The 24,000-nt window shown below is 70.1% G+C and carries 15 protein-coding genes; 7 read left to right on the top strand and 8 right to left on the bottom strand.

Annotation, left to right across the window (positions count from 1 at the left end; genetic code table 11):
* Nucleotides 1–730: 730 nt before the first annotated feature.
* Complete coding sequence (locus ACYVDG_RS20750) at nucleotides 731–2,155, top strand: HNH endonuclease signature motif containing protein (protein WP_460755805.1); 1,425 nt, start codon at nucleotides 731–733, stop codon at nucleotides 2,153–2,155.
* 635 nt (nucleotides 2,156–2,790) lie between these two features.
* On the opposite strand, the gene ACYVDG_RS20745 is transcribed toward ACYVDG_RS20750, so the two are convergent.
* Complete coding sequence (locus tag ACYVDG_RS20745; protein WP_460755800.1) at nucleotides 2,791–3,162, bottom strand: VOC family protein; 372 nt, start codon at nucleotides 3,160–3,162, stop codon at nucleotides 2,791–2,793.
* 269 nt (nucleotides 3,163–3,431) lie between these two features.
* Here ACYVDG_RS20745 and ACYVDG_RS20740 point away from each other — a divergent pair, with 269 nt between their 5' ends.
* Nucleotides 3,432–3,581: a hypothetical protein gene (locus tag ACYVDG_RS20740; protein WP_460755797.1), complete on the top strand. Its 150-nt coding sequence runs from the start codon at nucleotides 3,432–3,434 to the stop codon at nucleotides 3,579–3,581.
* On the opposite strand, the gene ACYVDG_RS20735 is transcribed toward ACYVDG_RS20740, so the two are convergent.
* The 3 genes from ACYVDG_RS20735 to ACYVDG_RS20725 all read right to left on the bottom strand — a co-directional run bounded on the left by ACYVDG_RS20735 (nucleotide 3,530) and on the right by ACYVDG_RS20725 (nucleotide 9,698).
* A complete protein-coding gene (locus ACYVDG_RS20735) occupies nucleotides 3,530–5,917 on the bottom strand; it encodes a SulP family inorganic anion transporter (RefSeq protein WP_460755792.1) in 2,388 nt (795 codons plus the stop codon). The genes ACYVDG_RS20740 and ACYVDG_RS20735 overlap by 52 nt on opposite strands.
* Before the next feature lie 361 nt (nucleotides 5,918–6,278).
* A complete protein-coding gene (locus tag ACYVDG_RS20730) occupies nucleotides 6,279–8,741 on the bottom strand; it encodes a hypothetical protein (RefSeq protein ID WP_460755789.1) in 2,463 nt (820 codons plus the stop codon).
* A gap of 360 nt (nucleotides 8,742–9,101) precedes the next feature.
* Nucleotides 9,102–9,698 carry a YbhB/YbcL family Raf kinase inhibitor-like protein gene (locus ACYVDG_RS20725; protein ID WP_460755786.1) on the bottom strand — a complete coding sequence of 199 codons (597 nt, stop codon included), beginning with the start codon at nucleotides 9,696–9,698 and terminating at the stop codon, nucleotides 9,102–9,104.
* A 261-nt stretch (nucleotides 9,699–9,959) separates the two neighbouring features.
* Between ACYVDG_RS20725 and ACYVDG_RS20720 the strand changes: the two genes are divergently transcribed.
* Nucleotides 9,960–13,325 carry an AfsR/SARP family transcriptional regulator gene (locus ACYVDG_RS20720; RefSeq protein WP_460755783.1) on the top strand — a complete coding sequence of 1,122 codons (3,366 nt, stop codon included), beginning with the start codon at nucleotides 9,960–9,962 and terminating at the stop codon, nucleotides 13,323–13,325.
* 61 nt (nucleotides 13,326–13,386) lie between these two features.
* Here ACYVDG_RS20720 and ACYVDG_RS20715 read toward each other — a convergent pair whose 3' ends face one another.
* On the bottom strand, nucleotides 13,387–14,217 hold the full coding sequence (locus ACYVDG_RS20715; protein ID WP_460755780.1) for an ABC transporter permease: 831 nt from the start codon (nucleotides 14,215–14,217) through the stop codon (nucleotides 13,387–13,389).
* Entirely contained in the window at nucleotides 14,214–15,188 is a 975-nt protein-coding gene (locus tag ACYVDG_RS20710; protein WP_460755777.1) for an ATP-binding cassette domain-containing protein, read from the bottom strand. The genes ACYVDG_RS20715 and ACYVDG_RS20710 overlap by 4 nt, the downstream gene beginning before the upstream one ends.
* Nucleotides 15,189–15,570: 382 nt before the next feature.
* Here ACYVDG_RS20710 and ACYVDG_RS20705 point away from each other — a divergent pair, with 382 nt between their 5' ends.
* Both ACYVDG_RS20705 and ACYVDG_RS20700 read left to right on the top strand, forming a co-directional pair.
* A complete protein-coding gene (locus ACYVDG_RS20705; protein ID WP_460755774.1) occupies nucleotides 15,571–16,152 on the top strand; it encodes a PH domain-containing protein in 582 nt (193 codons plus the stop codon).
* Nucleotides 16,152–18,101, top strand: a complete 1,950-nt coding sequence (locus ACYVDG_RS20700) for a PH domain-containing protein (protein WP_460755770.1) — start codon at nucleotides 16,152–16,154, stop codon at nucleotides 18,099–18,101. The genes ACYVDG_RS20705 and ACYVDG_RS20700 overlap by 1 nt, the downstream gene beginning before the upstream one ends.
* A 120-nt stretch (nucleotides 18,102–18,221) precedes the next feature.
* Here the strand turns inward: ACYVDG_RS20700 and sepH are convergent, their stop codons facing one another.
* Nucleotides 18,222–19,685, bottom strand: a complete 1,464-nt coding sequence (sepH, locus tag ACYVDG_RS20695) for a septation protein SepH (protein ID WP_460755765.1) — start codon at nucleotides 19,683–19,685, stop codon at nucleotides 18,222–18,224.
* 575 nt (nucleotides 19,686–20,260) lie between these two features.
* Between sepH and ACYVDG_RS20690 the strand changes: the two genes are divergently transcribed.
* On the top strand, nucleotides 20,261–21,415 hold the full coding sequence (locus ACYVDG_RS20690) for a hypothetical protein (RefSeq protein WP_460755760.1): 1,155 nt from the start codon (nucleotides 20,261–20,263) through the stop codon (nucleotides 21,413–21,415).
* A gap of 70 nt (nucleotides 21,416–21,485) precedes the next feature.
* Here ACYVDG_RS20690 and ACYVDG_RS20685 read toward each other — a convergent pair whose 3' ends face one another.
* Entirely contained in the window at nucleotides 21,486–22,784 is a 1,299-nt protein-coding gene (locus tag ACYVDG_RS20685; protein ID WP_460755754.1) for a D-arabinono-1,4-lactone oxidase, read from the bottom strand.
* A 132-nt stretch (nucleotides 22,785–22,916) separates the two neighbouring features.
* Here ACYVDG_RS20685 and ACYVDG_RS20680 point away from each other — a divergent pair, with 132 nt between their 5' ends.
* Nucleotides 22,917–23,948: a ferrochelatase gene (locus tag ACYVDG_RS20680; protein WP_460755751.1), complete on the top strand. Its 1,032-nt coding sequence runs from the start codon at nucleotides 22,917–22,919 to the stop codon at nucleotides 23,946–23,948.
* The last annotated feature ends 52 nt before the right edge of the window (nucleotides 23,949–24,000 follow it).

Genomic DNA, 24,000 nt, shown 5'->3' with positions numbered 1-24,000 from the left:
TTGCTAGTGCGCCAGGCATCGCCTAGGTGACCTTTGGGCTCCTTGAGGAATCCTTGAGGGCTCCCCCTTTCTGATATGCCCATCAGGCTGCATGTGATCTAGGCTTTCCTGTGGGCTTGGTTCGCCCTCCTTTCCCGCCGCCCGATTGTGGCCGTCTCCGCTACGCGCGTCAAGGTCGTCGCCATCGAGCGCTTCGCGCGTCATTGGCGCTCCACCTTGACCCGCTTCGCTGCGACGGCGGGTTGGCGTCTATCGGGAAAGGGGGGCGCGTGGTTGAGGCCCGAGCGGAAATACTCGGGCTTCGCCCGATAACTGCGTCGGCCTGGCGGCCGATGCCTGTCCCTGCGCCGGAGCGTCGCCGGGTCGGGTGTCGCGGCTGGTCATGGTGTGCGGCGGACCCCGAACGGCGCGGCCTGGCGGCCGGGTGGGCCACTGCGCCGGAGCGTTGACGCCTGGCGGTGTCGCGGCCGGTCAATGCGCCCAGCGAAAACCCCGATGATCTTGCCCCTGTCTCCACCCTCGGCCGTCGAGAGTGGAGACAGGGGCAAGATCATTCCCATTCAGGCCCGCATTTGTCCGATTTGCCCAAGAATACAGGAAGGGGGGCAGGGGCCCCTTTCCTGTATGGCTTCTTTCCGGGGGAAGGAAAGGCGGGTTAGGGTGCCCGGGTAAGTGTTTTATCACCGCCGAGATAGGTCTTTTCTGGGTCTTTCTTGATATCCTTAGTGGTATGACTTCTTCTTTCGGGCAGTGCGGGAACACGGCGGTCACTACTCCCGCCGTGGCCGCAATGCGCGCTGCCCGGGAAAAGATCACCTCGGAAATGGCGGACGTGCCCCCGGCGGGTGCGGCCGGTGAGGTCCTGGACGTGATCTCGCAGGTGTTCGAGGACTTCGACCGGGCCCAGCTTGCGATGCTGCTGCGCCTGGCGCAGCTGGAGGCGGCCGGGACGTTGTTGGAGGCGGGTGGGCAGCGGTCGGTGCAGAACTGGCTGATCCACTCGGTGGGTATGGCCCCGGGGGAGGCCAACGGGCGGGCCGAGCTGGCCCGGCGCCTGTTCGCCCAGGAGCTGCCCGCCACCCGCCAGGGCCTGGACTCCGGGTTGCTGTCGATTGGGGAGGCGGTGGCGGTGTGCCGGGCCGCTGACAGGGCGGTGGAGGCGCGCAACACCGAGCACCACCCGGACGCTGGTAGGTTTCGGCGGATCATCGAGGCCGGGATCTTGGCCGCCAAGGCCAAGGAGCCGGCGATGTCGGTGACCGACATCAACCGGCTGGGTAAGGAGCTGCTGGCCCGGCACAACCCGGCGGTGTTGGAGGAGGAGCACCAGGCCGCCTTCGAGGCCAGGGGTGCGCGTTTGTTGCGCACCTTTGATGGCACTCACCTGTTTGAGGCCTGGGGCACGGCCTTGGACGCTGAGATCTTGAAGTGTGTGCTGAAGGCGTACATGCCGCCCTTCGATGAGGACCGGTTGCACGTGTCGGCTTCGGAGCGGATGTATGACGCGTTCATGAACCTGGTGCGGTCCGCCTCCCACCCCACCGACCCCACCACCCCCAGCGAGGGCGCCGAGAACAGCGAGGGCGCTGAGGGTAAGGGCGGCAAGGGCGGCAAGGGTCGCAGGCGTTCTGCGGTGGCGATGATCAACATCATGGTGCCTCTGCCCACCTTCCTCGGCCTCCAAGCTGAGGGTGAGGGCAAGCCAGCTGGCCCGGCCACCACGCAGGATGGGCAGGTGCTGTCCATGGCCGCGATCCGTGCCCTGGCCCCCAATAGTGTGCTGCGTCGGATGATCACCGCCCCGAAGGGGGAGACGGTGTTGGACGTGGGCCGTACCCAGCGCGATGCCACGGGTGCTCTGCGGGACGCGGGGATGTTCGGTCACACCACCTGCGCCTGGTACCAGGGGTGCAACACCCCGGCCAGCGGCTCCGAGGCCGACCACAAGAGGAGCTTCTCGGCCGGCGGGTCGACGAGCGCGGACAACATCCAGCCGTTGTGCTCGGACCACAACCGGTTGAAGTACCGCAGGGAGACCAACCCCGAGCAGTCCATCTGGCAGGGCCGCCCCTCCCACCGCAACCGGAACAACAACAAAGACAAGGGTGGGGGCAAGGACCCGGACGGGGACCCAGAGCCAGCCCCCCACACCTGAGGAGCGGTAACCGCCCGCCAAGGCCCTACCGCCCCACGCCCCCACGCCCCGATGCCCTGGTATCCCGGCACCCTCCCGAGGGGTTCGCTGCACACCATGACCGGCCGCGACACCCGACCCGTCAACGCTCCGGCGGAGTGGACCACCGGCCGCAGGCCGTGCTGTTCGGGGTCCGCAGCAGAGAATGACCAGCCGCGACACCCGACCCGTCAACGCTCCGGCGCAGGGGCAGGCATCGGCCGCCAGGCCGACCCGGCATGGGCCTCGACCACCCGTCCCCCTTTCCCGATAGCCGCCAACCTGCCGTCGTAGCGGAGCGGGTCAAGGTGGAGCGCCGTTGATGCGCGAAGCGCTCGATGGCGACGACCTTGAGGCGCGTAGCGGAGACGGCCACAATCGGGCGGCGGGAAAGGAGGGAACCTTCTAACCGACAGGGAGCCTGTACCAACAGCTAAGCCCCCTCAGTAGCCACCCCAGACCACACATTTCGACCCAACCCAACCCAACCCAACCAAAGTCACCCTTGGCCACCCCCGCCCCCGCTCCAGCCCCCGCCCCCGCTCCAGCCCCAGCCCCAGCCCCAGCCTTGAGCAGGCTCAGACAGCAGGCTCAGACAGCAGGCCCAGACAGCGGGCTCAGGCCTGGACCGTGGCGATGACGCAGAAGCGGTTGCCGTCGGGGTCGGCGAGCACCACGAAGTCGGCACCCTCCGGGTACTGGTCCCATTCGACGCGGTGCGCGCCCAGAGCCACCAGCCGTTCGACTTCGGCCGCCTGATCGGCTTTGTCTCCCGCGTACAGGTCCAAGTGGACCCTCGGGCGCTCCTGGAGCGGGGTCTCGCTGACGCCCAGCGAGACACGGACCCCGGGGCGGCCCTCGGGTGGGACCAGGACCACCCAATCCTCCTCGGGTTCCTCCCGCGGTACGTACCCGAGCGCACTGCTCCAGAAGTCGCACGCGCGCTCCACGTCCGAGACACCCATCACCACGGATCCGATGCTCAGCATGGCCGGATTCTGCCTGTCCCCGCCGGAATAGGGAAGCGTCCGCTGCGGAGCGTCCGCTGCCGAGTGTTGGCCGGGACCGGCCTTGGGCAGCAGATGAGCTGCGGGTACGGCGGTACAGCCTGCCGGTGATGGCTCGGCGCCCCGGGACACCGGTAGATTGGCCCTGCGTTCCGGACCCCGGGTGACTGCCGGAACGCGAACGCCCGCGGGCCGACGTATCCGGGGTCGGCGGCCCAACGGGCATCCGCGTTCACGGGAATGGGTGACTCTTGTTCGACTCCACCGGCTTCTGGGTGGTCCTCTTCGGCCTGCCGATCCTGGCGATCGTGGTGATCATCATGCTCGCCGCGTACCAGGCCTCAGGCGTTCAGCAGGACGGCCGTGACGACGCTCCAGACGACGACTCGTCCAAAGGCTGACCCTCCACTGCGCCCGATCGAGGGCTCGGCACCGGGTCCGAGACGTCCTGGACGCCCTGCACCGGGGTGAACTCCCCGGTCTCGGCGTCCAGCAGGTGCACCCTGGCCGTCTCCAGGTCGTAGTACATTCCGGACAGCGTCAGCTCACCCGACTCCACCCGTTCGCGAACGGCCGGGTACCCCATGAGGTTGCCGAGCTGTTCCACGACGTTGGCCTGGGCCAGCCGCCGAAGGGACTCCGACGCGGGCAGCCCGGCCAGGGCACCCGAGTCCGTGCCCGCCCGGATCAGGCTCCCCTCGCCGTTGGCGAGCCAGCGGCGGATGTGTGCCGTCGTTACCTCCTCCGGCCCCTCGTGCGTCTTCTCGGACAGGGCCTGCATGGCGCCGCAGTGCGAGTGGCCGCAGACCACGATCGAGGGCACCCGGAGGACACTCACTGCGTACTCGACGGCGGCACCGGCCGAACCGTCAGAGCTGTCGTGGGGTGGAACCAGGTTGCCCACGTTGCGCAGGGTGAACAGGTCTCCCGGGCCGCTGGCGGTGATCAGGTTCGGAACTACGCGTGAATCCGCGCAGGTGATGAACAGGGCGGTGGGGTGCTGGCCGTGCGAGAGCCGGCTCATCACCGAACGCATCCGGTCCGTCGTGCTCGAGTGGTATTCGTGGGCCCCCGCCGTGAGCAACCCAAGGGGATTGACACCTTGTCCGGCCCCGCTCGACCGCGAAGGGCTCTCCCACTCCTTGCGGCGCATCGCCCAGGGGGCCCACCAGCGGCCTTTGGGGATAGTCTTGGCCGCCGGCGCTGAGCTGGTGGAACTGCGCGCGTACCAGTTCTCGTGCACCTCGTCGATGTCCACGCTGCCGCCGGTGCGCTCGTGGTCCATACGCCAGGCGTGGATGGCCTCGAAGGCCGCATGGTCCATGAAGTCCACGTACAGGTCGAGGTCGACCTTGGCGCCCGCGGGGATGGTGCGCAGCACGTGCGCGAGCCGGGGGACACCGAGGAAGGTGAGCGAGCCGTGCACGGTGACGTGCACCCGGCCGTTGCGCTCCTCGGTGACCACGGTGAGTTTGGTCAGGCGGCGCAGCGAGACGATCATCGCCAGCGCGAACCCGATGAACACCCCTTCCAACAGGCCGAGGAATACCACACCGCACAGAGTCACCAGGTAGACGCTGGCCTCGTGGTGGCGGCTCAGGTTCCGCAAGTGGGCGAGCGACACCATCTGCACGCCGATGAACACCAGCAGCGCGGCCAGGGCAGCCATCGGGATCAGCTCGACCACGTGGGCGAAGAAGGCGACGAACAGCAGGATCCAGACGCCGTGCAGGACCGTGGAGAGCGGGCTGGTGGCGCCGGCACGCACGTTGGCGGTACTGCGCACGATCACACCGGCGACCGGAAGGCCCCCGAGTGCTCCGCTGACGGTGTTGGCCGCCCCCTGGCCGCACAGCTCCCGGTTGAGCATGACCCTGCGGCCGCTGTGCAGGCGGTCGACCGCGATCGCGGCCAGCAGCGACTCCACGCTGGCGACCATGGCGACGGCGGCCACGGCGAGGGCGATGCCGTGCCACTGTCCGGATTCGGGCAGCATCGGTCCGTTCCAGGCCTCCGAGAGCGAGGCCGGTAGCTGGACGGTCTCCACCTCCCAGCGCCCGGTGGTGGCGATGGCGGTGGCGGTACCCACTGCCACCAGCGCGGCGGGGATCATGCCGGGCCGGACCCTACCGATGGCGGGTAGCCGGTTCCAACCGAACATGATCGCGATGGTGATGACACCGACCGCTACGGCGGCGGTGTGGTTCTGCGCGATCTGCTGCGGTAGGTCGGTGATGTTGGCGAGGGCTGAGCTCTGTGGGGACCCGCCGAGCACCACGTGCAGCTGGGCGAGGGCGATGGTGACGCCCACCCCCGCGAGCATGCCGTGCACGACGGCGGGAGAGACGGCGAGGGCGGCCCGTGCGATGCGGAAGGCCCCCAGGGCGAGTTGGACCAGCCCGGCGAGCAGGGTGATCAGGCAGGTGACCCGCCAGCCGTAGGTCATGATCAGGTCGGCCACGATGATGGTCAGGCCCGCGGCCGGGCCGCTGACCTGGACCATTGATCCGCCGACCAATCCGGCTACGATGCCGCCGACGACGGCGGCGATGATGCCGGCGATCAAGGGGGCGCCGGAGGCGACGGCGATCCCCAACGACAGGGGGACGGCGACCAGGAAGACCACGAGCGAGGCGCCGACGTCGGCGGCGACTCCCTTGCGATCGGTGAGGGGCCCGGGGAGCCGGGAGGAGGCCTCCGGCTGCCCGGGCGGTGCTCCCTGGGCGTCGTTGCGCATGGTTACTCCGTTCGGGTTGGACCAGGCAGGTGTATGCGTAGGCGCACGGGGACGGAAGATGTCCGTTAAGGGGGTGGCGTGGCCGCATGACGAGAACGGACCTCGAAGGGTGCTTCGTCAGTCACCAACTGTAGTCAAAATTGGTGACTATGAGTTACATTCCCTCGTGGTTTCGGTAACCATTTTCCCGATTTCACACACTCTCGGGATGGGTGGAGGCAGAAAAAATCCGAGGTGGCAGGGTATCCCGCCACCTCGGTGGTGTGTATCAACGGAACCGCGTGCCCAGTGTGCCCGGTTTCGATGTCACTCTGTGTGGCCTAGGGCCTCCATGGGGAACAGAGGTCTCCCGGGGGGCTTCCTAGCGGAAACGTCCGTCTTCGTAGCCGCCTTCGTAGTACTCCGGTCCGGGACCGGGCCGACCGTAGGGATCTTGGCCGTACGCGCCTCGGCCGTAGTGGCCCTGGCCATAGGGCCCTGGGCCCTGCTGCCCCTGGCCGCCCTGGGCTTGGTCGTCGGCGCGCGGGTACCACCGGTCCACGGGCGGGTAGCCGTAGTCCGGCTCGGGTTGTTGCGGAAAGCCACTGCCCAGGACGTCGGGATAGGCGCCGGGGTCGTTGGGTCCACCGGATCCATTCGGACCACCGGGGCCGCCAGGGCTGACCGGCCGACCGAAGGGGTCGGTCTGCTGAGGGTAGTCGGGATAGGCGCTGGGCAGGTCTCCGCTCAGCTGTCCAGCTGGATAGGCGCCCGTCGGGTAACCGGGGCCGGGGCCACCGGGGTACGCCGGGCCTGCCTGCGGCTCCGGCTGCCCGGGAGGAAGGCCGGCGCCCTCGTTATAGGGCGAGGCCTGGCCGGGGGGTGGCCCTCCGTGCGACATCGTCGGCCGACTCGGAGTACCGAAGGTTCCGCTGTCGTCCTGGCCGCCCCACAACGGGGCGTTGCCCCCGGACCCGCCGACACCGTGTGGTCCGGGCTGTCCCTGCGAGCCGCCTTGGAGCCGTCCCTGGTATCCGGGCCGTGTGTGGGTGCCGCTGTCGAACTCCGGCCGGTTGAAGGAGTCGGTGTCGTAGGCCGAGCGGTTGAAGGAGTCCGTGTCGTAGGCGGGGCGGTAGAAGGAGCCCGACTCATAGGCCGGGTTGCGCTGGTGGGTGCCGCTGTCGAACTCCGGCCGGGGCGGGAAGCCTTGGGGTCCGCCGGGGTAGTCGGGGCGCGTGTGGGTGCCGCTGTCGTAGGCGTTGCGCTGGTGGGTGCCGCTGTCGAACTCCGGCCGGGGCGGGAAGCCTTGGGAGCTGCCGGGGTAGTCGGGGCGCGTGTGGGTGCCGCTGTCGTAGGCGTTGCGCTGGTGGGTGCCGCTGTCGAACTCCGGCCGGTTGAAGGAGTCGGTGTCGTAGGCCGAGCGGTTGAAGGAGTCCGTGTCGTAGGCGGGGCGGTAGAAGGAGCCCGACTCATAGGCCGGATTGCGCTGGTGCGTACCGCTGTCGAACTCGGGGCGGGGGAGGGAACCGCCGTCGTGAGACGATCCAGGACGGAACGATCCTGCCGGGTAACCGCCGGTCATGTTGCCGACGGGGGCACCCGGAGCAGGGGAACCGGGAATACCCGGCCCGTCCATGGGCTGTCCCGGCGCAGGTTGGGCTCCCATGCTCGGATGGCTACCGCTGCTCGCGCTCGGTCCGCTTCCGTAGCCTCCCAAGGAGGACGGGCTGGGACGCTGGTGCGCACCGGTGTCCATGCTGGACCAGATCGGTGAACCCGCGTCGTCCCCGACGGAGGGCTCCGGACGGAAACCCGGGTCCAGAGGGTCGCGGGCACCGGGACGCTCACCGCCACCGCTCAGCCCGCCACCGGCCGAACCGCCCATCGGCCCGCTGCCCATCGGCACGGTGCCCAACGGGTCCCCGCCACTGGGTCCTCCGCTCAAGGGAGCGCCCCCCAACGGATCGTGCCGCTCCGGGGGCCTGATCGGATCGCGGCCCTCGAACGGGTCACCGGTCGAGGGCGGATGCGGCCTCCAGGAACCCGGACCCAGCGGATCGTCGTCCGGCGGGCCCGAAGGAGCCGCGGGCTGTGCGGGCGGGAGCCCCTGGGTGGGCGGCAGGCCCTGCGTCGGCGGTAGCGCGGACGGAGCCGACCGGGAGTCCGTGCCGGTCGGCGGGGACCCCAACCCTTCGGAGAGGGGGTCGTGCTGGGCCGGAGCGGGGTCGGGCCGTGTGGGCTCCGAGGGAGTGTTGCCCTGCCCCAGGCTGGCCAGCATCGCGAGGTCATCGGTGGAACCCGCAGTGGAGCCGGCGGGAGCGCCGCGCCCCTCGGGGCCGCCCCCGACGGGCGGCAGGGCGTTGGGTCCGCTGGGCGGCCCTTGGCCGGCCCGCTGGCCACGCACGGGTTCGTCGTAGTAACCGTCGTCGTAGTCGTCGTAGTAGCCGTCGTCCCCGAAGTCGTCGACGTCCCCGGCGCCTCCCCTGGCCGCCGTAGGCGGTTGCGCGGGCCCCTCGTCACTCAGGCTCGACCAGAAGTCGTTGTCGGAGAGCCCGTCGGCGTCGTCTTCCCAGTCGACCCCGCGCTGACGCCTGCCCTTGAACCGTCGCGCCGCCTTGCCGCCGCCCGGGCGCGAACGGCGGGCGCGGCCCCGCGGCTCGGACCCCTCGTCCTCGTCGCCCGGGTCGCGACGGTCTTCGTAGCCGTCGTCCTCGACGTCGTAGTCGAAGTCGTCGTAGTCGTCCTCCTGGGAACCGAGGCTGAGCGCGCGCATGCCGAGTAGGAGGAGCACGAGCACGGCGAGTACGACGATGACGGCGATGATGATGGTGACGGTGACGTTCATGGTGTACGCACTACCTTGGGGAGGTCGGCCGGGCCCGGTCAGCGCCGAGGACCGGCCGGGCGAGGTCCGGTCGAGGGGAAGCGGCGGCAGCCTGGTTCTGCGTGGTTCCGGAACATTCCGCCCGTGTGGGGGCCAGGGCATGGGCACCGGTCGTCCGAAGCGGTCTCAGGGCAGGGTGCCGCACGGCGGTTGGGCGGGAATCGGTCATCTGAAAAGGGGCGAGGGGCACAGCCCCACTGTATGTGCTGTTGCGTGCTGTGTGCAGAGGGCGATAGGAGCTTCCTCAGCCCATTCCGGTGTGCACCTATGAGGGTGAGTGTCCGGTTCTGCGTTGGAGCTTAATGACCATTATGGACCGATTCACTCGCTGCTCGCGACCAGTGATCCCCGGGCCACGGCCTGGTCGGCGATGCCATCCAGGGTGAGGCTCAGCTCGGCACCCTCGGGCAGATCGAGTTCGCCGTCCAGCGCGTACACGGTGAAGCGGTACTGGTGGAGGTCGTCCTCCTCCGGGCAGGGAGCGCCGTACGCGGCGTCCCCGGCGGAGTTCTGGCCCGTTTTCGCGTCGGACGGGACCGTGTTCTGGCGGAGCTCCACCAATTGCGGGTCCAGGTCGTAGACCATCCAGAACACGACGGCGTCGGTCGGGTCGTCCACCACCAGCGCGATCGACCCCACGTCCTCGGGCAGCCCCGACCAGCTCAGCGGCGGTGAGGCAGGCTCGCCGTCGGCCTCGCACGTGTACGCACTGGGCAGCGGTTTGCCCTCCTGCATCATCGGGCTGGTGATGTTGATGTCGGTGGGCATCTCGGCGCTCAGGTCCGAGGACAGGACCCCGCAACCGGTCGACGTGAGCAGGGCGGCCCCCGCGGCCACGGCGGCCACGCGGGTACCGGAGGATGTTCGGGGTACGCCACGCGCGGCGGTGGTCCGGACGGAAGGGAAGGCCGGGAACAAAATGGGGCTCCTGCTGGACTTTCGGGCTGTCAGGCGGTAATCGCTGCACACCGGCCCCGGCGCCCACGGATGGCGCCGGTGCCCGTCGCGGTGGAGCCGCGCACACCTGCGCCACCACGGGCACGGCGGCACGGTCCTGAGTGAAGCCTACTGCGGTGGGCCAGGGCCTCGGGAAACCGGATGAGGTGACGGACCCGTCCCGCGGCGGCGCCGAACCGGAACCCACGAGCTTTCGCGTCCCGCATCGGTGATCATGGGTGGGTGCGGTTCTCCATTCTGGGTCCCCTCCAGGTGCATGACGCCTCGGGGTACCCCGTCACCATCGGCGGTGCGCGCCTGCGCGCCTTCCTGACCCTGCTCCTGCTCCGCCCCGGCCAACCGGTCTCCGTGGAGCGGCTCACCGACGCGATCTGGGGAGAGGACGTCCCGGCGGCCGCGGGCAACGCCCTCCAAGCCCTGGCCTCCCGGCTCCGACGAGCCCTCGGAACAGAGACCCGCCTGCACGGTGACTCTTCCGGATACCGGTTGGCGGTCGCGCCCGACCAGGTGGACCTGTGCGCGTTCGAGGTACTGGTCAGGGACGGACGGGCCCAACTCCTGGACGGGCAGGCCCTGGAAGCCGAACGCACCCTGTCCGCCGCCGTAGCCCTGTGGCGCGGTCCAGCCCTGCCTGACCTGACATCCAGGGGGGTGGCTGAGGACACCGCGTTGCGCCTGTCCGAGGCACACCAAGCGGCACTGGAGGACCACCTGTGGGCCCGGCTCGAATTGGGGCGGCACGCTGAGGCACTGCCGGAGGCGGAGGAGCTCGCCGCACGCCAGCCACTCCGCGAACGACCGGTCGAGCTGCTCATGCGGGCGCTGGCGGGCAACGGCCGTACAGCTGAGGCACTCGCCGCCCACGAGGGTTTCCGGAACCGGCTGGCCGAGGAGCTCGGCCTGGACCCGTCACCCCGCCTGCGTGACACCCATCTGCGCCTGCTCAGGGGAGAACTCGCCCCCGACGAGCCCGGGCCGACCCCGCTCTCTCCCAAGACGCCCACGCCCGGGCCTGGGGCCGCCACGCCTAGGCCCGTGACGCCCCCGATCCGGCCCGAGGTGGTCCGCCTGCCCCGGCACCTGACCAGCTTCGTGCCGCGCGATACCGAGGTCTCCGCGGCCGTGGAGCGCATGGCCGAGGCCCGGCTGCTCACCCTCACCGGACCGGGAGGCGCGGGCAAGACCCGCCTCGCGACCGAGAGCGCCGCCGCCCTGGCGGAGCGGGTACCGCAACAGGTCCCCGACGGGGTCTGGTTCGTCGAACTCGCCCCGGTTCGCGAAGGCGCCGATGTGCCCGACGCCGTCGCCGCCGCCCTGGACCTGCGCGTGTACGCGGTGATGCACGCCCGTGCCGCCGCGGCACCACAACCCTCCGAGGAGCGGGTGCTCTCCTTTCTCGGCGCACGGTCTGGCCTGCTCGTGCTCGACAACTGCGAGCACCTGGTCGACGAAGCGGCCCGTTTCGCACAGACCCTGCTGGCCAACTGCCCCCGCCTGCGCATCCTCACCACGTCCCGGGAACCGCTCGGAGTGCCGGGTGAGAGCCTTCTCCCGGTGCCCTCCCTGCCTCTGCCGCCGAAGGACGCCGACGCCGCGACGGCTCGCGCCAACCCCGCGGTGGCACTGTTCGCAGAGCGCGCCGAAGCGGTCCGTCCCGGCTTCGCCGTCGGCCCGGACAACGTCGGCCACGTCGTCCGGATCACCCGGGAGCTGGACGGTATGCCGCTGGCGCTGGAACTGGCCGCCGCCCGGCTCCGGGCGATGTCCCCCGCACAGCTCGCCGCCCGCCTCTCCGACCGATTTCGCCTCCTCACCAGCGGGAACCGTTCCGCGCTACCCCGCCACCGCACCCTGAGGGGCGTGGTCGACTGGAGTTGGGAACTGCTCGACGAACCCGAGCGGCGCCTGTTGCGCCGCTTGGCCGTCTTCCCCGGCGGGGCGACTCTGGAGGCGGTCGAGCGGGTGGGCTCCGACCCCGACGCCGACCCCGCCCCTGACCCTCACACCGGCAGCCCGACCGTCGCGGGCCAGGACGTGTGGGAGGCCCTGTTCGCCCTCGTGGACAAGTCCCTCGTCACCGTGGAGAGTCCCGAACACGACGACACCTCGCCCCGTTACCGGCAGTTGGAGACGGTGCGAGCCTACGCGGCCGAGCAGCTGACCAGGAGCGGAGAAGAGGAACGGGTCCGGGATGCACAGGCCCGCTACGTGCGCGACCTGTGGCGGCGTGCCGAACCCGAGTTGAGGGGGCGCGGCCAGCGGCCCTGGCTCGCCCGGCTCGCGAGGGAGTCCGACAACTGCGTGGCGGCCTTCCGGTGGGCGATCGAGCGCCGCGATGTCTCCCTCGCCCTGGACCTCGTGGAGCACTCCCAGTGGTACTGGACCCTGAACGGGGGCTGGCGACAGCTCCACCGCTGGTCCAAGGAGGCCCTGGAACTGGTCGGGGACCGGCCTCCTGAGGGACGCGAAATCGCCTACGCCAGCTGCGTGTTCCACCGGACCGGGGACATGGGACTGGGACGACAGGGCATCCTCGACGGGATCGGCAGGGTGGAGGACGTGCTGGCACGGGTGGACACGCGGCCTGAGTCCCACCCCGTTCTCGTGTCCGTCCTGGCCTACAAGGCCATGGCGGAAGGGAATCCCGACAGTGAGCCCCGGAAACGGTTGGAGGAGGCGCTCGACTGGGTGACCGACCCCTGGCTCCGGGCAACGGTCAGCTTCTCGCTGGCCCTGCTGGACGCGGTGTTCGGGCAGGCCCACCGTGCCCTGAGGCGTTCCTCGGACGCTTTCGAGTCGATGGGCGCCCTCGGCGACGCGTGGGGGCAGTGCAATGCGCTCATGCAGATGGTGGACGTCGTCCGCTTCACCGACCTGGAGCGGGGCCGCCTACTGCTCACCGAGGGGATCGCGTTGGCTGAGGGAAGCGGGCTGGAGGGGATCTCCGCCATGTTCCGCACCGTGCGGGCCCGCACTCTGGTCGACCTCGGAGATCTGGCGGCGGCCGCGCAGGACCTGGCGGAAGTGGCGGGGGCCGCGGCGGAGGAGGACCACCTGGTGATCCTGCGCCAGGTCCGGACCCAGCTGTTGCGGGCCGAAGGCCGTACCGCCGAGGCCCGGACCCTGGTGGACGAGACCGAACCGGTCGTCACGCAGTTGGGGGGTTTCGCGCCCGCCTACATCGAACCCTCCTGGCGGATCCTGGCCGCGGAGGTGGCCTGGGATGAGGGTGACACCGCGCGCGCCTGGGCCGAAGCGGGCCGGGGCTGGTGGCTGTCCATCTACGGATTGCGAACGATTCGCGCTGACATCCTGGACGCCTTCGCCGCCATGCTGGTCGAGGAGGATCCCGCGCAGGCCGCCCTCTTCGTCGGTTACGCGACCGCGCTGAGGGGCATCGCCGACTCCGCCTCGCCCAGGGCCCGCCACGTACGCGAGCGGCTGGTCGAACACCTGGGCGCAGCACGGAGTCAGACTCTGGTGTCCGGGGGAGAGGCCGCCGAAGCAGAAGAGGTGGCTGACAGGGTGGCTCGCTGGCTGGCCCCGGTCGTCCCGGACGACGTCGAACCGGGCGGCTGGTGCCGCTGAGCGCCGACCGGTCCGCCTGTCGGCGGGGCCCGCCCACCCGGTGGGCGGACCCCGCGTTCGGTCAGGTGCGGCGGCGGTAGGCCCACACCGCGAGCGGCGCGAAGACCGCGGTGATCACCACGGTCCAGACCACGGTCCAGAGCACGGGACCGGCGACGTCGCCGCCGAGCATGAGCCCGCGCATGGCGTCCACGACATGGGTGACGGGGTTGTTCGCCGCGATGGGCGCCAGCCAACCCGGCATGTCATCGGGGGCGACGAAGGTCGAGCTACCGAAGGTGAGCGGGAACAGCAGGATCATCGCGAAGGACTGCACCGCCATCGGTGTGCGCACGATCATGCCGACGAAGGCCGACATCCAGCACAGCGCGAACGCGAACAGCAGGACCAGTGCGCTGGCGGCCAGCACACCGCCCACGCCACCGTCGGGGCGGAATCCGATTGCCATGCCGACCAGCATCACCATCACCACGGTGATGCTGTAGCGGACCAGGTCGCCGAGGATCGCGCCGATCAGCGGGGCCGAACGTGCGATGGGCAGCGACCGGAACCGGTCGAAGATCCCCTTCTCCACGTCCTGGCTCAGGCTGAAACCCGTGCCCATCGTGGCGAAGATGACCGACTGGGCGATGATTCCGGGCATCAGGAAGTCGCGGTAGGTCTGCCAGTCGCCCATCATCGCCTGTCCGAAGACGAACACGAACAGGGTCACGAACATGACCGGCTGCAGCATCAGCCCGAAGACCTCTTCGGGGTTGGCCTTGATCTTCAGGATGCTGCGCCAGGTGAGCTGGAGCCCGTGCTGGACAGTGCTCAGCGGGGAGATGCTGTGGGGTGCCACCGGAGCCCCCTCGGGCTGTGCCGGTCGCGGCCGGGCCGTCACGGCACTCATGCCGGGGTCCCTTCGTTCGCGGGCTGTTCCGTGTTGTCGTCTTCGGCGGGGTGGCCGGTGAGGGCGAGGAAGACCTCGTCCAGGCTCGGCTTGCGCAGGGAGAGCTCGGCGACGGCGACCCCTTGTTCGTCGAGGCGGCGCACCGTCTCGGGCAGGACGCCGCCGTCGGTGACGGGGACGCTGGCCAGGAGACCGTCCGTGGTCACCGGGGTGCTGGTGACGGCCTCGACGATCCTGGTGGCCAGGGGCAGCTGAGCGGGGTCGGCGGTGCGCAGTTCCAGTACTTGGTTGCCCGCGTGCGTCTTGAGCTCCTCGGGTGTGCCCCGGCTGATCACCTTCCCGTGGTCCAGGACCATGATGTCGTCGGCGAGCTGGTCGGCTTCCTCCAGGTACTGGGTGGTGAGCAGCACGGTGACACCGTCGTCGACCAGGCCGCGCACCACATCCCACAGGCCGTTGCGGCTGTGCGGGTCGAGCCCGGTGGTCGGCTCGTCCAAGTAGAGCAGCGCGGGGCGGCCGACCAAGCTCGCGGCCAGGTCCAGACGCCTGCGCATACCCCCGGAGTAGGTCTTGGCGGGCCGGTCGGCGGCGTCGGTGAGCCCGAAGCGCTCCATGAGCTCCTTGGCGCGGGAGCGTGCGTCGGCGCGGCCGAAACCGAGCAGCCTGGCGATGAGCACTAGGTTCTGGGTGCCGGTCAGCTCGGCGTCCACCGCGGCGTACTGCCCGGTGAGCCCGATCTGGCGGCGTACTTGGTGCGGTTCGCGGACCACGTCGAAGCCCCCGACGGTGGCGTGGCCCTCATCGGGTCTGAGCAGTGTGGCAAGGATGCGTACGGTCGTCGTCTTCCCGGACCCGTTGGGTCCCAGCACGCCCAGCACGGCCCCCGATTTGGCTGTCAGGTCCACTCCGCCAAGGGCGGTCTTGCCCTTGAAGTGTTTGACCAGACCCTCCGCGCGGATGGCGTCAGTCATCAGTCCTCCGTTTCAACGTCTGTCCCAAGTGTGCCGACATGCACTGACAGGACGCTGGCGGAGCCGTTCGTCCGGGGCATCGGCGGTGTCAGCCGGATGTCAGCGGACCGGGCGGCAGGAAGAGTCGAAAACGGACGTTCCCCGCACCGGTGGCAGCTACTGAACACGTCGTTTGCCCAGGGCATTCCGCATCCAGGAGGGAGGAGCCGACCGGCCCCGGGCGAGAGGTGCCCGGGGCCGGGTCTTCGTTCAGGCCAGCGTCGATGACGCCCCTCTCCGTTCGCGGTGTCGATCGAAGTGGGAACGGCTACCCCCCGTTTGCGCTGACCCGGGTGACACGACTCCGGGGATCCCCCGAAAACGGCCTAGACTCGGGCATGTGATGAACACCCCGCCCCACGACGCCATGCCCCAGCCCGGCGATGTCCCCGAACCACCCGAACCCGCCGGGGTCGCACAGTTGCGGCCGCCCCTCAGGAGGGTGAGCGGGCGATCGATCGGGGTGTGGACTCTGAGACTGCTCTTCGGGGCGGTCTTCAACCTGGCCGTGTTCAGCTTCATCGCGTGGGTGTTGAGCACGTCCGGATGGGGCTGGATCCCCGAGTGGGCGGTGGAGAACGCCTGGGCGCTGCCGGTGGCCTACTCCGTGTACGCCCTGGTCAAGATCGCCATCGTGCCCTCCTGGCGCTACCGGGTGCACCGCTGGGAGGTCACCGGCGACATCATCTACACGCGGGTGGGCTGGATCAGCCGGGCCTGGCAGCTGGTGCCGGTCAACCGGCTGCAGACCGTGGACCACACCCAGGGCTGGTTGGAGCGGATCTTCGACGTGGCCACTCTGAAGGTCCAGACCGCCTCCTTCGCTGGCTCCTCGACGATCGAAGGACTGGACTCCGAGGAGGCGCGCAGGCTCAGCGAGGAGCTGGCTGTGCGCGCCGGAACACTGCGGGGCGATGCGACCTGATGGACCGACAGCACGATCCCGACCCGAACCCCTTCGGCCCCGAACCCGCCGACCCCGAGGACGGGGAGGCGGGCGGGTGGGTCGCGCCGGGCAGCACGTCTTCCGGGGCCGCGAGCGACCCCGGCCCCGAGCGTGCGGGCCAGGAAGGTCCCGGCCCCGAGAGTCCCCAGCCCGGTTACGGACCCCAACCCGGCTACGTGCCGCACCCCGGTTACGGACCCCAGCCCGGCTACGTGCCGCACCCCGGTTACGGACCCCAGCCCGGCTACGTGCCGTACCCGGGGCCCGAGGCCTCTTCCGGGTACGGGGCGAGCCCCGAGTACACCGCAACCGCCGACGAGCCCTACGGGCCGCACGGAGCACGTTCGTGGTGGGGTGATGCCCCGGAGGGGGCACCGGTCGCCGAGTTCGGGGCGGAGAGCGCACGCCAGCTCAGCCCGCGCAGCATGGTGGTCGGTCCGATCAACCAGCTCAAGAGCATCCTGCTGCCGATCCTCCTCGGCCTGGTGGTCGGCGGTTTCAACCCGTGGCTGCTGGCCGCCACCGCGATGACCGTCATCGGCCTCCTGGCCGGTGGGCTCGTCACCTGGAAGACCCTGCGCTACGAGGTGGGCGAGGAGCGGATCGAGATCCGCAAGGGCCTGATCCGTCGTTCACGGCGCACGATCCCGCTGGAACGGATCCGGGGCGTGGACGTCACCAGCACTCTGCTGCACCGGATGCTCGGTGTGGCCGTGGTGCGGATCGAGGCGGCCGCGGGGTCGGCGGGGGAGACCGAGGACGGCAAGCTCGACGCCGTCACCGCGGAGGAGGCCGACCGGCTCCGAGGCGTCCTGCTCCACCGCAAGGCGGTGCTCACCGGCAGGGCCGAGAGCGGCTATGGGGGAGAGGAAGAACAGGCGGATGCTGACGCGCACGTGGCGGACGGCTCCGTAGCAGGCACCCGGGAGCCCGAGGACGCCACCGTCACCCACTTCACTATGCCCCGGAGCTGGTACCTGTACGGGGCGCTCAGCATGGGCTACCTGCTGACCCCGTTCGTGGTCCTGGCGACCCTGTTCGGCATGGTCCAGCAGTCGATGGGGCAGATGGCCACGGGTTTCTTCGTCGACTGGGTGGCCAGCTCCGACCGCTCCTTCCTCACCTTCTTCGCGGTGGCCTCGGTCGGTGTACTGGTGTTCCTGATGCCGGTGTTCGCGGTGGTCTCCTACGCCCTCACCCACTGGGGGTTCACGCTCCGGGACCGCGACGGATCCCTGATCGCAGAGCGCGGACTGTTCACCCGCCGCAGCGTCACCTTGGAGAAGCGCCGGATCCGCGGGTACGAGCTGCAGGACAACCCGCTCGAACGCACCCGAGGGGCGGTGGGCCTGCGCGCGATCGTCACCGGGTTGGGGGACGCCGCCACCCGTGCCGTCCTACTACCTGTCGGCCCGCGTTCGCGGGTGGAGCCGGTGGTCGACCGGGCCCTGGGCCTGTTCCGGGCACCGTTGACCTGGCACCCGCGGGCCGCGCTGGTCCGGCGCCTGATCCGCTCGGTGCTGCCGTTCGCCGCGGTGGCGGCGGTGGCGGCGGCCTTCGACGTCACGTGGTTGGCGGTGACAGCGGGGGTGCTGGCCCTGCTTGGGATCCCTCTGGGTATCGACCGGTACCGGTCACTGGGGCACGGCTACGACGGTGAGCGCGTGAGTGTGCGCTCGGGTTCGCTGAGTCGGTCGCAGGCCACCGTGGAGCGGTCGGCGGTGATCGGTTGGACGTGGACGCAGACCCTGTTCCAACGCAGGTCCTCCCTGGCCGACCTCCAGGTCACGGTCGGTGCGGGCGCTGGTGGCTACACCGCGCAGGACGCCTCCATCGAGGAGTCCGTGGGCTTCGCCGCGCAGATCACCCCCGAGATGGTGCGCCCCTTCCTGGCCCACGAGGGGGACGGGGACCGCGGGGCGCCCTAGGTGTACTCAACCTCCGTGGTCAGGACATCTAGGACCCGGACAGCAAGAGGGGCGGTCGCCCACCGGCGACCGCCCCTGTCCGCGGCCTGTTGTGTCCCGCCGTGGGACAGCTGGACCGCCCTATTCGCTCTTCTTGGAACCGAACATGATCTCGTCCCAGGAGGGCACCGAGGCCCGGCGGCCGCGGCCCTTGCGCTTGGCCGTGCCGCCGCCGGAGGAACCGTTGGCGGCGGCCGGGATCGAACTGTTGGGCGGCTGCTCGTCGGCGGTCCGGCGCGGGGTGCCCTTGTCGTTGAGGTCGATGGTGGCGCGGCGGCGGCGCGGGCGCTGCTGAGCGGACTCGTCGGTGGGAGGGGCCTCCTCCGGTTCGGGCGGAGCAGCGGGCGCGGGCTGGGCGTCCAGCCAGTCCGGTGCGGTCGGCGGCTCGGCACGATGCCGGGTTTCCGCATGCTCAACGGGCGCTTCGCGGGTGGCCGCGGGCTCGTGGCCCGGCATCTGGGGCCGCTGCCGGGGTTCGGGGCGTGCGGGCGACGGTTCGGCCGGTTCGGAGAACTGGCGGCGGACCGGTTCCGCGCTCGGCGGTTCGGCCCTTGGGGCCTCGCGCCGGGGCGCGGTGGGCAGCGGGGCTGCGGGCGGTGCCTCGTACTGTTCGGCGTGTCGCTCCGTGTGCCGCACGGGCCGGGGTTCGACCGGCCGACGTTGCGAGGGCTCCTGGTGTGGTGGCCCCTGCTGCGCGGGTTCCTGGTTCTGCGGCTGGTGGTGGCGCTCCCCTCGGAGGGGTACGCCGAACTGGTCGGTCTCCGGCTGTCGGGCAACGGGGCGCAGGGGATCGTCCGTCGGCGTGTCCTGCGCGGGCGACAGGCGGCGCGGCGCGACGTGGTCCGGGCGTCGCTCGGCGGCGGACTGTGCGTCCAGGCGGGGCAGGTCGGTGGTGGTCTCGTTGCGCCTCGGGGCGAAGGGCGTGACGTTCGCCCCGGGGCCGATGCCGAGTCCGGGGGACGTGTCCAGCGGTTCATTGGAGGAGAACCGGACGGCCTCCTCGTCGGCGGGCGTCACGCTGTTGTGTCTGGGTTCGTACAGCCAGTGGGCGACACGTTCGTCGCCGCCGTGCAGGAATACGAGCTTGAGCAGCCAGGAGCGGTCCTCGCGCTTCCACGAGTCCCAGACGGCGTCACCGGTCTCGATCTGGTGGGCACCGATCCTCTTACCGACCACTTCCTCTAGGGAGGGACCGGGAGCGGCGTCGCCGTGCGAGCGCACGGTGGCGCGCTGGGCCTGCTGCGCGATGTACTCGCGCTCCTGGAGTACGGGGCCCTCGAACCAGCGCACCCGTTCGATCGGTATTCCGGAGATCTCGGAGATGGCCTCCGCGGTCTCGCCGGACCGGATGCGGGCCTGGATTTCCTTGGGGCGCAACGGATTCTCCACTTCGATCTCGTACTGGCCGAGCCGGGAGAACTGGCCGCGTACTGCGGCACGGAGGCGGTCGTCGACGGGCAGCATGAAGCGGGTCCCACGACCGGTGCTGGCGAGCACCAGGTAGGTGCCGTCCTCGCTCACGGCCACGAGGCGAAGCTCGTGCATCGCCCTTCCTTTCGCGTCCCGTCGAGGGTAGGTCCGGCGGACCTTCCCCCGCGTTCTCCAAGTCTGGTCGGCCGACAACTGTCCGGCCAGTACCGCGCCCGGCATGTCCGAACTGTGCCCGCCTCCCGGTCCGTGGTGGGTACCACGGTGGGAGCCGCCCCGGGGTTCCGGGGCACTCACGGTCGCTTCCAGTGCCAATCTTGACACGCTGAACCGTCAGCGACCGGGAGCGATCGTGGGGGAATGTCGTCGATCCCGCGCGAAGGCTCCGCCGTGATGGTATCCCGCAGACCCCGAATCCCCCCAGGCCTGGGAAAAACTCCAATCTCGGACTGCTCCTTGACATGATGGGCCTTGGGATTCGCAAATCGACACGCCGAAGGATGCGACACAGTGATCCTTCTTATTTGATGGCGTTATCGGAGCCCAGTCCCCCTTATCCTTAGGTATCCACCCATGGGCAGTATGTGACGTTTGGGGCCTGTGCTGCCGTCTGCCCCGCCACACACCCATCCCATGCCTGACACCCAGTCCCGCCGCGCCCGAGCGCGGCCTACGAGGGGGGGGCGATCGCGATGCCAAAACCCGGTCACGGGGACGAGTTCGAGGTGGAAGAGGAGGGCGCGGAGGAAGAGAAGGCTGACAAGCGCAAGCGCATCGACCTGAGTGTGTCGCAGGTCGCGGGCGCCGGGATGGCCACTCTGACCGCCGCCACCGCGGCCTCCTACCTCAACGTCTACGGAACCGTCATCGGTACCGCCGTCATGGCCGTGCTCAGCACCAGTGCTGCCCCCGTCATCCAGCACTGGATCACCCGCAGCAGTGAGCAGGCCAAGGAACTGGCGGAGAAAGCGGGAAAGGCGGAGAAGGCGGGCAAGCAGCCCGGCGCGAAGGCGCTGGTCGACCCCGGCTCCGACGCCGAGGCCGAATCCCGCGCGGCCAAGCCCGTGCTCGGCCCCGATGCCACCAGGGTCGCCGACACTGACGGATACACGGATCCATACGGGTTCCCCGCGGGCGGGGACGACGACGCCACTCGGACGATGGCCATGCCGGTCGTGGGGCGGGACCTGCCGGGGCAGACCGTCGCGCACGGTTTCGGCAACCCCGAGGACCACACCGTGGTGGGCGGCTCCGCGGTGCCGGAGGCCACGGAGGTGATGCCCAGGGCCGGCGGGGAAAGCGGCTCCCGTCCACCCGGTGGCGGGCCGCGGCTCGACGGCCCCGATGACCCGCAGGGCGACGCGGACGGGGACGCGGAGCGCCCCAAACGCGGGTGGCGGACCGCCGCCCTCTCGGCTGCCGCGGTGTTCACCCTGGTCATGTTGGTGATCCTGGCCTTCGAACTGCTCACCGGGCGTTCGCTGACCGCGTGGACACAGGGCCAGGAGGGACACACCTCACCCTCGCTGCTCGGTGGCAACTCCGCCCCGGCGGAGGTCGAGGAGGAGGACCCCGAGACCACGCAGGACGAACAGCCGGAGAGCCAGACGGACACCGGAACCCGGGAACCGCAGGAGCCTGAGGAGCCGGTGGAGCCCGAGCCCGGGACCACCCCGGGCGAGCAGCAGCCGGACGGCCCCGCCGACCAGGACGACCCCGTCGACCCGCCGGTGGACGAGGGGACCCCGGAGGAACCGGGAGGCGGAGAGGACGCGGACCCGGGTCCGGGAGGCGGCGGCGAGGGTGACAACGCCCCGCCCGAAGCCGACCCGGCCCCTGAGGAGTGAGTCCTTGGCCAAGGGCTGATCCCTGAGCACGGCGGGCCCGGTACTCGGACCCGGGCCCCGTCGTGACTAGCTAGCCGAACACCCGGTCGAGGTAGCCGTTGCCGAACCGGCGGTGCGGGTCCACCCGGTCCCGCACCGCCAGCGCGTCGCCCAAGCGCGGGTAGACGCCCTCCAGGTAGGCGTGGTCGCGGGTGTGCAGCTTGCCCCAGTGCGGCCGTCCCCCCACGGAGGTGAAGACCGCCTCCAGATCGGCGAAGTAGGCCTCGTACGGCGTGCCCTTGTACATGTGCACCGCCACGTAGGCGGTCTCCCGCCCGTACGCGGTCGACAGCCACACGTCGTCGGCCGGGGCGAACCGGACCTCCACCGGGAAGCTCACCCGGTGGTCGCCGCGGTCCACGATCGAACGCACCTCCCGCAGTACGTCCACCACGTGCTCGGCCGGGATCGCGTACTCCATCTCCACAAACCGGACATCGCGCACAGACGCGAACACCCGGTGCGAGACGTCGGTGTAGGAACGTGGCGACAGCGCCCGCGAACTGATCTGGTTCACAGCGGGGACCATCGACGGGAAACGGCGGCACACGCGGTTGATGCGGTCGAAGAGCGTGTTCGACAGGAAGTCGTCGTCCAGCCAGGTCTTGAACTTCGACAGCGGCGCGGCCGGACCCGTGGTGATGTTGTTGCGCTTGGTGTTGGTGTTCCCGGTGTGTGGGAACCAGAAGAACTCGAAGTGGTCGTTGCCCTCGCGCAGTTCCGGGAGCCGCTCCAGTACCTCGTCCAGGGCCATGGGCTCCTCCTGCGCGTGCAGCAGGAAGGCGGGGCGCACAGCCATCGTCAGCGCCGTCACCACGCCGAACGCGCCCAGCCCCACGCGGGCGGCGTAGAACAGCTCCGGTTCCCGTTCGGCCGAGCACTCCACCACGGAGCCGTCGGCGAGCACCATCTCCATCGCCACTACCTGGCTTGCCAGGCCGCCCGCGTCCCGGCCGGTGCCGTGGGTTCCGGTCTGCACCGCCCCGGAGACGGTCTGCACCGCGATGTCACCCATGTTGGCCAGCGCCACACCGTGGGCAGCCAGGGCGTCATTGAAGTCACACAGCGGCAGACCGGCCTCGACCGTGGCCGTGCCCGCCTCAGGTTCGACCGAGCGCACGCCGCTCAGCGAGGTGGGGGAGAGGAGCAGGCCGTCGGTGACGGCCACGTCGGTGAAGGAGTGGCCCGAGCCGACCATGCGTACGCGCAGGTCCTCGGCGGCCGCGGAGGAGACGGCTGAGACGACCTCCGCGGTGCTGTTGGGGGTCGCCGTGCGGCGGGGATTGGCCTGGTGGGTGCCGGCCCAGGTGTGCCACAACACATCAGTCATGCGGTGACATTACCGACCAGTCACTTGTGGGACCAGGCCGGGGAGTGGTCCTGGTCACCGAAGGTACGAAAGTCCCACAACATGGGCCGGGGGTGGATCCATGAAGTCTCAGGGAACTGGTTTCATGAGTTCATGAGGCCTTACGACGCGTTTTTGCTGATCTCCTTCGGTGGCCCGGAGGGCGAGGACGAGGTCATCCCGTTCCTGGAGAACGTCACCCGCGGGCGCAACATCCCCCGCGAGCGGTTGGCGGAGGTCGGTGAGCACTACTTCCTCTTCGGTGGAGTGAGCCCGATCAACCAGCAGTGCCGGGACCTGCTCGCCGCCGTCACCGCCGACTTCGACGCCAACGGCGTCAACCTGCCGATCTACTGGGGCAACCGGTTCTGGGAACCGATGCTCACCGACACCCTCGCGAAGATGAAGGAGGACGGGGCCCGCCGTGTGCTGGCACTGCCCACCTCCGCCTACTGCAACTGGTCCAGCCGGACCGCTTACCACGAGGACATCGAGCGAGCCCTCGCGGACCTCGGTGACGATGCCCCCGAGGTGGAGCTGATCCGGCCCTTCTACGACCACCCCGGGTTCATCGACCCCCTGGTGGAGTACACCCAGGGCGCTCTGGACAAGCTCCCCGAGGACCAGCGTGCGGGTGTGCGCCTGCTGTTCTCCGCCCACTCCATCCCCACCGCCATGGCCGAGGCCAGCGGCGACCCGGGCCACGGCTTCGGCCCCGAGGGCGCCTACGGGGCGCAGCTCGCCGAGGTGGCCCGCCTGGTGGTCGAGCGCCTCGACCGGGAGTACGCGTACGAGCTCGTCTACCAGAGCCGCAGCGGCCCGCCCAGCCAGCCCTGGCTGGAACCCGACGTCAACGACCGCATGGAGGAGCTGGCCGACGAGGGCGTGCCCGCCGTGGTGGTCATCCCGTACGGGTTCGTCTCCGACCACATGGAGGTCAAGTTCGACCTCGACGTCGAGGCCCGCGACAGCGCCGCGAAGCTCGGCCTCGGCTACGAGCGCGCGCTCAGCCCCGGCACCCACCCGGCGTTCGTGTCCATGGTGACGGAGCTGGTGCACGAGTACACCGGAAAGGCCGAGGAGCGGCGGCTCACATCCCTGCCGCGCTGCGCCGGGGGCGGCGGTCAGTGCTGTCAGCAGCGCTGAGCCATCGAGGTGCGTGTGACCGGGGCGGGCGGGATGGTGCGGCCCGCCCGGC

Source organism: Nocardiopsis oceani, from assembly GCF_054777395.1.
This window is presented reverse-complemented; position numbering and strand designations above follow the sequence as displayed.